12 protein-coding genes are annotated in these 7,610 nt (G+C 29.1%); 6 read left to right on the plus strand and 6 right to left on the minus strand.

The annotated features are described in order from the left end of the window. The 4 genes from IGI38_RS24725 to IGI38_RS24740 form a co-directional block, all read right to left on the minus strand. A partial coding sequence (locus IGI38_RS24725) for a hypothetical protein (protein ID WP_438734600.1) occupies nt 1-1,153 on the minus strand: 1,153 nt, incomplete at its 3' end. Further along, nucleotides 1,153-1,518, minus strand: coding sequence for a hypothetical protein (locus IGI38_RS24730; RefSeq protein ID WP_438734601.1), 366 nt, complete (start codon nt 1,516-1,518; stop codon nt 1,153-1,155). The genes IGI38_RS24730 and IGI38_RS24725, both read right to left, overlap by 1 nt. Beyond that, nucleotides 1,519-1,707: a hypothetical protein gene (locus IGI38_RS24735; protein ID WP_438734602.1), complete on the minus strand. Its 189-nt coding sequence runs from the start codon at nt 1,705-1,707 to the stop codon at nt 1,519-1,521. A 106-nt stretch (nt 1,708-1,813) separates the two neighbouring features. Beyond that, entirely contained in the window at nt 1,814-3,187 is a 1,374-nt protein-coding gene (locus tag IGI38_RS24740; RefSeq protein WP_438734603.1) for a Rep family protein, read from the minus strand. Between the two features lie 252 nt (nt 3,188-3,439). On the opposite strand from IGI38_RS24740, the gene IGI38_RS24745 reads away from it, so the two are divergent. The 6 genes from IGI38_RS24745 (at nt 3,440) to IGI38_RS24770 (ending at nt 6,576) form a co-directional block, all read left to right on the plus strand. Further along, entirely contained in the window at nt 3,440-3,598 is a 159-nt protein-coding gene (locus IGI38_RS24745; RefSeq protein WP_438734604.1) for a hypothetical protein, read from the plus strand. Nucleotides 3,599-3,611: 13 nt separating this feature from the next. After that, on the plus strand, nt 3,612-4,412 hold the full coding sequence (locus IGI38_RS24750) for a replication initiation protein (RefSeq protein ID WP_438734605.1): 801 nt from the start codon (nt 3,612-3,614) through the stop codon (nt 4,410-4,412). Next, entirely contained in the window at nt 4,409-4,807 is a 399-nt protein-coding gene (locus IGI38_RS24755) for a DUF536 domain-containing protein (protein WP_438734606.1), read from the plus strand. The genes IGI38_RS24750 and IGI38_RS24755 overlap by 4 nt, the downstream gene beginning before the upstream one ends. Nucleotides 4,808-4,832: 25 nt before the next feature. Then, on the plus strand, nt 4,833-5,171 hold the full coding sequence (locus IGI38_RS24760; RefSeq protein WP_438734607.1) for a ribosomal protein L7/L12: 339 nt from the start codon (nt 4,833-4,835) through the stop codon (nt 5,169-5,171). Beyond that, on the plus strand, nt 5,168-5,341 hold the full coding sequence (locus IGI38_RS24765; protein ID WP_438734608.1) for a hypothetical protein: 174 nt from the start codon (nt 5,168-5,170) through the stop codon (nt 5,339-5,341). The genes IGI38_RS24760 and IGI38_RS24765 overlap by 4 nt, the downstream gene beginning before the upstream one ends. A gap of 155 nt (nt 5,342-5,496) precedes the next feature. Further along, nucleotides 5,497-6,576, plus strand: coding sequence for a hypothetical protein (locus tag IGI38_RS24770; RefSeq protein WP_438734609.1), 1,080 nt, complete (start codon nt 5,497-5,499; stop codon nt 6,574-6,576). A 170-nt stretch (nt 6,577-6,746) separates the two neighbouring features. On the opposite strand, the gene IGI38_RS24775 is transcribed toward IGI38_RS24770, so the two are convergent. Both IGI38_RS24775 and IGI38_RS24780 read right to left on the minus strand, forming a co-directional pair. Further along, a complete protein-coding gene (locus tag IGI38_RS24775; protein WP_438734610.1) occupies nt 6,747-7,067 on the minus strand; it encodes a type II toxin-antitoxin system RelE/ParE family toxin in 321 nt (106 codons plus the stop codon). Next, entirely contained in the window at nt 7,060-7,314 is a 255-nt protein-coding gene (locus tag IGI38_RS24780) for a type II toxin-antitoxin system prevent-host-death family antitoxin (protein ID WP_042219838.1), read from the minus strand. The genes IGI38_RS24775 and IGI38_RS24780 overlap by 8 nt, the downstream gene beginning before the upstream one ends. Nucleotides 7,315-7,610 lie beyond the last annotated feature (296 nt).

Below are 7,610 nucleotides of genomic sequence, written 5' to 3' on the forward strand. Positions count from 1 at the left end.
CCTTTTCCATTTGAAAATTAGGTAATTCATTAGACCCATACAAATTTTGAATAGTTTGGCTATCATTATTTCCAAGCAATATTTGGTCTCCAAATTGCTCTTTAAGCTCTGAACTTCCACCAAGATTTTTTACATTGAATTGTTGCATAGTGATTAGACAAAATACTGATAATGCCCTCCCAAGAAGCATTATCTGCTTAAAATGGAAGTTAAACTGTTCAAGCTCTTTTTTATCTAAAGCAGCTGTAAAACTAGCCAATTCATCGATTACAAGAAACAGTGGTTTATATCCCAACTTGTCCATAGTTAAGCCCAGTTTATTTCCTTGATAATTATTAAAGGCTCTCTGTCTGTTTAACAGCTCTAAGTAAGTATCTTCAACCATTTGTAGAATATCTTCTTTACTTGATACAGACCTTAAACCTAAGTTATCTCTACAAGATATAAATACATCAGATTGCTTGAAGTCAGCCACTAATAAAATATTTTTCTGTGAGAGTGCTAGAAAGCTAATAAGATACAGCAACAAGAACGATTTACCATTTCCAGACCTTGCTACAATTATTTTGTGGCTCAAAACAGGAATTGAGTTGTATTTATCTAAAGGAATTTCAGATTGATAATTCTTCTGAAACTGAAACAGTTGTTTCACATTAATAAATTTATAAAAGTAGTCAGAATTGATATTCAAGAGTTTATAAACCATTTGAGAGTTGTCTCTGTTTGGTTGTGCTTGTTGTTGAATGAAGCCATTAAAAACACTTGATAGGTCAAGGGTTGAGAGCCTTTCTTGATTGTAAGGGCTTATTGCTATTGATATTTCTCTAACACTATCTTCAATATCAGCTTTTACTGTTATTTTTGGTAGTCTAACAAATATATGTTTCTGTTCTAAAGAGGGTTGAACTTCTTTTAGATAGATACCATTATTTAAAAGCCCCTCAGTTTCAATTTTAAGGGTAATAAAATACTCTTTAATAGTTTTCCTTACCTTTTGACTTAAAAGGGCTGAAAACAGGCTAAAAATGGAAAATAGAGCTATATATCTTGTTGGGGGCAAGATAATTAAAAGAAAAGCCACAATCAAAATTGAAATTGTGGCAATGAGCAATCTAAAATGTTTGCTACTGATTATTTTCAAGCTAGAAAACATTATTGATTATCCTTGCTTTTATTATTCAAAATTTTAAAGCCTGTTGAAGTGATAGAAAGATTATTTTGATAATCACCATAAATACGAGCTTCGACTCCTTCTAAATAAAGATGCTGTCCCTTTTTAATATTTTGTTCGACTTTTTCTCGAGATAGTGTTGGTAGCTTAATTTTTAATTTTTCAAATTCATTGTCGCCAGCTGTGAGTAAAACTGTTATTTTTGAACCGGTAATTGTTTCTAATCTTTTTCCATTTTCATACAAATAATTGTCTTCAACGCTCAAAAACATCAAGCTATTATTGTGGTCTGATATAAACTGTTTCCAGTCAAAAGAGTTATACTGTCTAAGATTTTTTAATGTCATTTATTTGTCCTCCAAATTTTCTTGTTTTTCTCTTTTTAACTCTTGGATTGTATTATGCAACAGTAGCGTTGAATCCAAGAGCTTACTATATTTCTCAAAAGTAATAATTTTGTCTCGAACGATTTTTGCCAATAAGAACCTCGTTTGTTCAATATTTTTCTCTAGGTTTAATATATTTTTATTTGTCATACTTGTTTCCCTTGATTTGTTGCAGTTTTCTCTGACTAAATTTCCCCTACTTTCTTACACTTTAATTATATAAAGTAAAAATATTTTTCTTAAAAAATTTCAGTTTTTATAGGTATTCATTGACTATTTTTTCAATGATTTTCTCTCTTTGTTTGTGCAGTTTTTTAAATTGAGTATTGTCTGTATCATAGCTTGAAAATAACTCTATGAAACTTAAGTTATCAAATTCCATTACTTCTGAAATAACTATATCAAATTCAGTTGTATTGGGTTTTCTCAGTATTTTTTTGAGAATAATTTTGTCTGTTTCCATTTCTATAATCAAAGAAAATCTCCTCAAAATTTGTTGCTTGAAATTAATTTCTGAATGAACTCCATTTAATCTATAAATGCTGCTAATAAAAGTTTTTATTGGTTCTGATTTTGTTATAAAGCTATATTCAGACAAGAAATATTTATTTTGATACCTTGATTGAATGAGTGGCACAATATTTTTCTCAAATAGTTTCAGAAAGTGCTGTGTGTTGCTAAAACTATTGATATTCAAATCATCAAAAATTGAAATGGGTTGTAATTCATATTGATTTAAAAGGTCTGCATTTTTTCCAGAGCTGCTACTTTCAAAAAGTAAGTCTTGTTTATCTTGGGTTGAATATTTTAAGTCAATGAGTTTTTTTGAAAGACTTTGAGCAAAAATTGACTTACCAATACCTCCACAACCATTGATATAAATAAGTTTGTGTGCCTTTCCTTGAGATTTTTTGGTTCTGACATAATCTTGAATATAAGATTCTCTATCTAGTTGAAATTGCTTTCTGTTTTTTCTGACAAAAACTAAAATTTCTTCTTCTGAAAGCTGATAGAGAGAATGGTAGGACTTAATCAATTCCAGTAAATTATTGTCTGTAGGAATAAACCCTTGTTGAATTTCCTTGTAAATATCAATAATTATAGCTGTTTCATCAAATTTTTTAGAAATTTGTCCTACAGAACCACTAATCTTATTTCTATACCAAAGTTCTTTTTCTGATTGATTTAGAAAGTGATTTTCTGCAAATATTGATAGCTCTGAAATCTCATACCTTGTTTTTTTCTCTTTAATTGCTTGTGGGGTCGTGTGTGTCAGATACAATAAGGAACTTGCTACTGATTGAGCTGCTGAAAGATTTCTCTCTGATATTTTTATTTGAGATAATGAATTTAGAACACTGTTGATTGTTCTAGCATTTTCAAATCTGATTATAAAATGAATATGGTAAGGCTTTAGAGTTCCTGCTTCTTCATCAAGAGAATCTCTATTGTGAGCTACAAGACAAAACCAATCTATTGATTTTTCTTTAGCTATTTCAGAAATAGCTAGTTCTTTAAAATCTGTTTCTGATAAAGTATTCTCAATTTTCCCATTTTCATTTTTTCTAAAATAGTCATAGTTAATCATTCCATTGAATGTTCTATATCTTTTTAAATTATTTGTAGACATAAAAATAGACTCCTTTCCCAAATTTTAGAAAAGAGCCTTGTTTTTGTTCATTTGTTTTTTAGTGTACTGTTCGATTTTCAGACCCTCAAAATTTGAGAGTTTTTAATAATTTTTCTTACACATAAATTATAGCACAAGAATAAAAAAGTTTGAAAAAGTTTGAGTTTTTTTTCTTTTTTTGCTAATAAATAAAATACTTTTTAGACATACTTTATTTAAACATACTTTATATATACTTTAGGAGGGGGAGAAATGGCGTTATACCAAGGCTGGAAAGGTTCAACTATTTCATTTTCTACTAGAACTATTTCATTTTCTACTAGAACTATTTCATTTTCTACTAGAACTATTTCATTTTCTACTAGAAAAGTTTCTAAAATACATAAAATTCTCGTTTGTGATTTTTTATGATTTTTGATATTATTTGGTTACTCAATACTATCAAAAGGGGGAGAGAAATATCCAAATAAATAAAAAAGCTGATATAGCTGTTCAACAACTTTTAAGTAGACAAGAATATCTTGTTGTGCAAGGGAATGATTTAGCTAAAGCCCTTGGTGGGTTATCTAGCTTACAACATAAGATATTAGATTTTTGTTTTAGCTTTGTCACAAAGGACAGTAAGGTCAATGATGTTTATCAGACAACTGCAGGAGATATAATTAAGCATTTTGGCTGGAGCAAAACAGGAGAGAACTATATAAGGATTGCAGAGACCTTTAAATTTTTAAATGAAAATACTGCTATATATCTTCCAACAGTCAGAGAGAATGGAAGTAAAGGTATTTTGATGACTCAACTCTTTTCTAAAATTGGGATTTTTCAAGATGGAGAAATTGAATTTAAGTTCTCAGAAGATGTTGCCCCTCTTGTATTTGACTTAAGAGAGCATTTTTATAGTTTCAAACTAGCAGAGTTAGTAAATATAAAAGGAAAGTATGCTCTTATATTTCTAAAAATGTGGGAGAGTCATAGAAGAGGAAAAGAGAAATATACAACTATAACTGGAAGTTTTGAAGAATGGCAAAAATGGTTCTTGGGAGATAAAAAAATGACTCCTAGTCAATTTACAAATAATGTTATTAAAAGAGGGTGTAATGAGCTAGAAAGTAAAATACCAGTAGAATTTAATATCACACCAGTTAAAAATAATAGAAAATTGGTTGGCTATGAAATTTTAATTATAGATACCTCTATAAGAGATATTGGTGGTAATTTGAAATGAAAAAAACTATAAAACAATTGGCTGATGAGTTGAATGTCAGCAAAGATAAGGTTAAGTATCAAGTCAGGAAATTACCTAGAGAATTTACTACTAAAGAAAACGGCATTACCTACATTGAAAATACTGGTATAGAGATAATAAAAGAAAATATACTAGGTAAAATACCTAATGCAAAAACTAGTGAATTACCCAGCGATTACCTAGCCAATCAACTTGATTTTTTTCAGAAAGAATTGGAGAAAAAGAATACTCAGATTGACCACTTGCAAAAACTATTAGAGAATCAACAAATTTTAACCAAGCAAACACTTGATGAGAAAAAACAATTAGAGCTAGAATTTTCTGAACTAAAAAAAGAAGAACCAAAGAGTTGGTTCAGAAGAATTTTTGGATAAATAGAAATATGAGACAGGAGAAATGATGAATCCATTAAAATACTTGAACCATAAATATATTAAATATTTTTTGTATGTTGTTATTTTAGTATTTATAGTTACCTACTTCCGTACCAATAATAGCACTTACTTGGTATTGTCAATCATCTTTATTATTTTAAGTAATTTTATTGATGATTGGCTTGAGGCTATTACAGGTCCTACTATACGAAATATGAGTTCCGAAGAAATTCAAGTTATAAAATCTATGATTTTAGCTAACGAAAAAGATGTAGCAGTTATTAAAAAAATTAGAGAATATACTAATTTAGGATTAGTGCAAGCTAAAAATTTATATGATGAAATAAAGAGGAATATGAAATGAAAAACTTAGATGTTTATCTGATATTATTAGGGATATTACTGATGTTTATTAGCGGTTTTCTGTTTTTATTTATGAATAATTGGCAAGTAGCTGAGGGCATTGTTTTTTTGATTGGTTTCTTCTTGATAATAAATGCAGAGAAAATTAAGAAAATCTTTTTTAGAAAGTAAGTTGCACAAAATTGTTAGTCAGTACCTTGATGTTATAACTAGAATTTTCTGAACTAAAAAAAGAAAAACCAAAGAGTTGGTTCAGAAAAATTTTGGGAAACTAAGAAAATATAAGTTATTATATTATATGTATATTTAATTTAAGGAGAAATTTTATGAAAAAAATGGCAACTATTGGTCTACTTGCAACTAGCATTTTAATTTTAACTGCTTGTAGCACTACAAAAAACAAAGAAAATTCAGCAGCTAAAGAAGATGCTGTTACTTCTCAAAGTTCTGAAACAAAGTCTGAACCAAAAGAAGAAAAAGTTAATTTGAATGGAAAAGATGCAGTTGAATACTATAATGTGACCTACAAAAAACCTACAACTTTGGAAAACATTGTAGGAATATATCAAGGGAAAGAAGATGAAACTGATGTTGCTGAACATAGTTTGATTGTTTTCTCAGATGGAAGATATCTATTGGCTTATGCAGGTAGAAATGATGCTAAAACAAATTATTTTGACAAAAATAATACTATGCAAAAAAAGGAATTTACTGCTACTTCATATCCTTATGAGCTGGTAGTAGATGATGCTGGAAGAATAATTGAAAAAGATGGAGTAAATTATTTAGTCTCTTTAAGGAATGATACTTTCCTAAATAACTTAGATTATGAAGGACATCAGATAATTAATCAATTTTTCTCTACCACAAACAAAGATGAGATAAATGAAAGACTTAATGATACAGAAGAAAACAAGGGATTCATTAAAGATGGCAAATATTATGAAAGCAAAGACACAGTAACTTCAGAGAGTTGGAACAAGGTAGAATCTGATTCTAAGACTAAAACTGCTTTAGAAAATGTAACATTTAAGTCCTATGAAAATAACTCAGAGAAAGATTCTCAATATGTAAAAGACTTATTGGGTTCTAACACTGTAAATGATTTATTTTATCTTGTAGGAACTGGAAGAGAGACAAGTATAACTGATATAGCAGAAAAAGAAGGAAATGCCCCAGAAATAAAAGTGCTATCTTCTGATGAACTCAAATCAGTGAAAGAAACTAAAAATAAGTTGAAATATGGTTTCAAAATAACAGAAAAAAATGATGGTAAATTAGATGAATTTCCAAACAATGCTTATGCAACTGATGGCAGTACAGTATATGCACTATCTTATGACCAATTAGGAATAACAGCTCAAGAATTAGGCTCTGCAGCTTCTCCATCATATTTTCTTGAATAGAATTCCTAATACTAATTTATAAATGGCACAAAATTACTCCTAGTGCTTTGATGACAGAGGGTCTCAAAGCACTAGGGGGCTTTATATAGTCCAGTTTTTATACTGCACACCAAAAAATATTAATTTAAAAGTTATACAAAAAACAACAGACTATAAACTCTGTTGTTTTTTTAAATCTGTTTAAGGATATTATTCATCCAATTTGATTTTGCAGGCAACACTCTTAATACATAGACTTCTGAACCTAAAATCTCATAGAACAAAATATAATCTTCAATCACTCTGTATTTTACATTGGTCTCAATGCCAATTCTTACAGATAGATTTGAACCAATTTTAGGGGAAGTTTTCAGTACTTCCATAAACTCTGTGAGTTCTGTTTGAAATTTTTTCAAGTTTTCTTGATATGTTCCTAGTTCTTTTTTGTAAAATATAGCCTCTCTCATATCTCTAAGCACTTGTTCAGGAACAGTAACATTGTAATTACTCAAAATCTTCCTCCAGTGCTTTTATAAACTCATCAGCAGTGTAGTTTTTTTCTGTTCTTAATGATTGATAGCCTTTTTGCAGTTCTTCTAAAAGTCTAACTGTTGCTTTTGTTCTTTCCCATTCACTAAAATCTACTACTGCATATTTTGCAGTACCATTTTTAGTTAGAATCACTTGTGAACCTTGAGAAACATCACTTAGTGTTTGATTGTAATATCTCATTTCTGATACAGGAACAACATTTTCCATTTTTAGCACCTCCATTTTAAGTATAATTTTACTTAAAATTATTTTAGCATATTCTCTCAACTATCTCAAATTATCAATTCTTTCAGAATTGAGGAACCTCTAAAATAAATTCAAAAGTAAGCCCACCTTTTAAATTCATTTCAGAGGTTGATATTAGAAAAGAGAGCATTAACTCTCTTTTTTTGTTTGTAATTTTAAATTGAGTTGTTCTAAATGTTTGAAGAAACTGGGTTCTAAAAAAGGACTTCTAAATAACACAGGATTCAAGTTGCTATCATTTTTCAAGAAACCATTTC

Origin of the sequence: Enterococcus sp. AZ128 (assembly GCF_051714485.1) — a bacterium.
Classification (GTDB): domain Bacteria; phylum Bacillota; class Bacilli; order Lactobacillales; family Enterococcaceae; genus Enterococcus_A.

Bases quoted from the DNA above. Each gene is read 5' to 3' on its own strand.
- IGI38_RS24765 (WP_438734608.1), top strand. From the start codon at position 5,168: ATGAAAAACTTAGATGTTTATCTGATATTATTAGGGATATTACTGATG.
- IGI38_RS24755 (WP_438734606.1), top strand. From the start codon at position 4,409: ATGAAAAAAACTATAAAACAATTGGCTGATGAGTTGAATGTCAGCAAA.
- IGI38_RS24780 (WP_042219838.1), bottom strand. From the start codon at position 7,314: ATGGAAAATGTTGTTCCTGTATCAGAAATGAGATATTACAATCAAACA.
- IGI38_RS24745 (WP_438734604.1), top strand. From the start codon at position 3,440: ATGGCGTTATACCAAGGCTGGAAAGGTTCAACTATTTCATTTTCTACT.
- IGI38_RS24760 (WP_438734607.1), top strand. From the start codon at position 4,833: ATGAATCCATTAAAATACTTGAACCATAAATATATTAAATATTTTTTG.
- IGI38_RS24740 (WP_438734603.1), bottom strand. From the start codon at position 3,187: ATGTCTACAAATAATTTAAAAAGATATAGAACATTCAATGGAATGATT.
- IGI38_RS24770 (WP_438734609.1), top strand. From the start codon at position 5,497: ATGAAAAAAATGGCAACTATTGGTCTACTTGCAACTAGCATTTTAATT.
- IGI38_RS24735 (WP_438734602.1), bottom strand. From the start codon at position 1,707: ATGACAAATAAAAATATATTAAACCTAGAGAAAAATATTGAACAAACG.
- IGI38_RS24730 (WP_438734601.1), bottom strand. From the start codon at position 1,518: ATGACATTAAAAAATCTTAGACAGTATAACTCTTTTGACTGGAAACAG.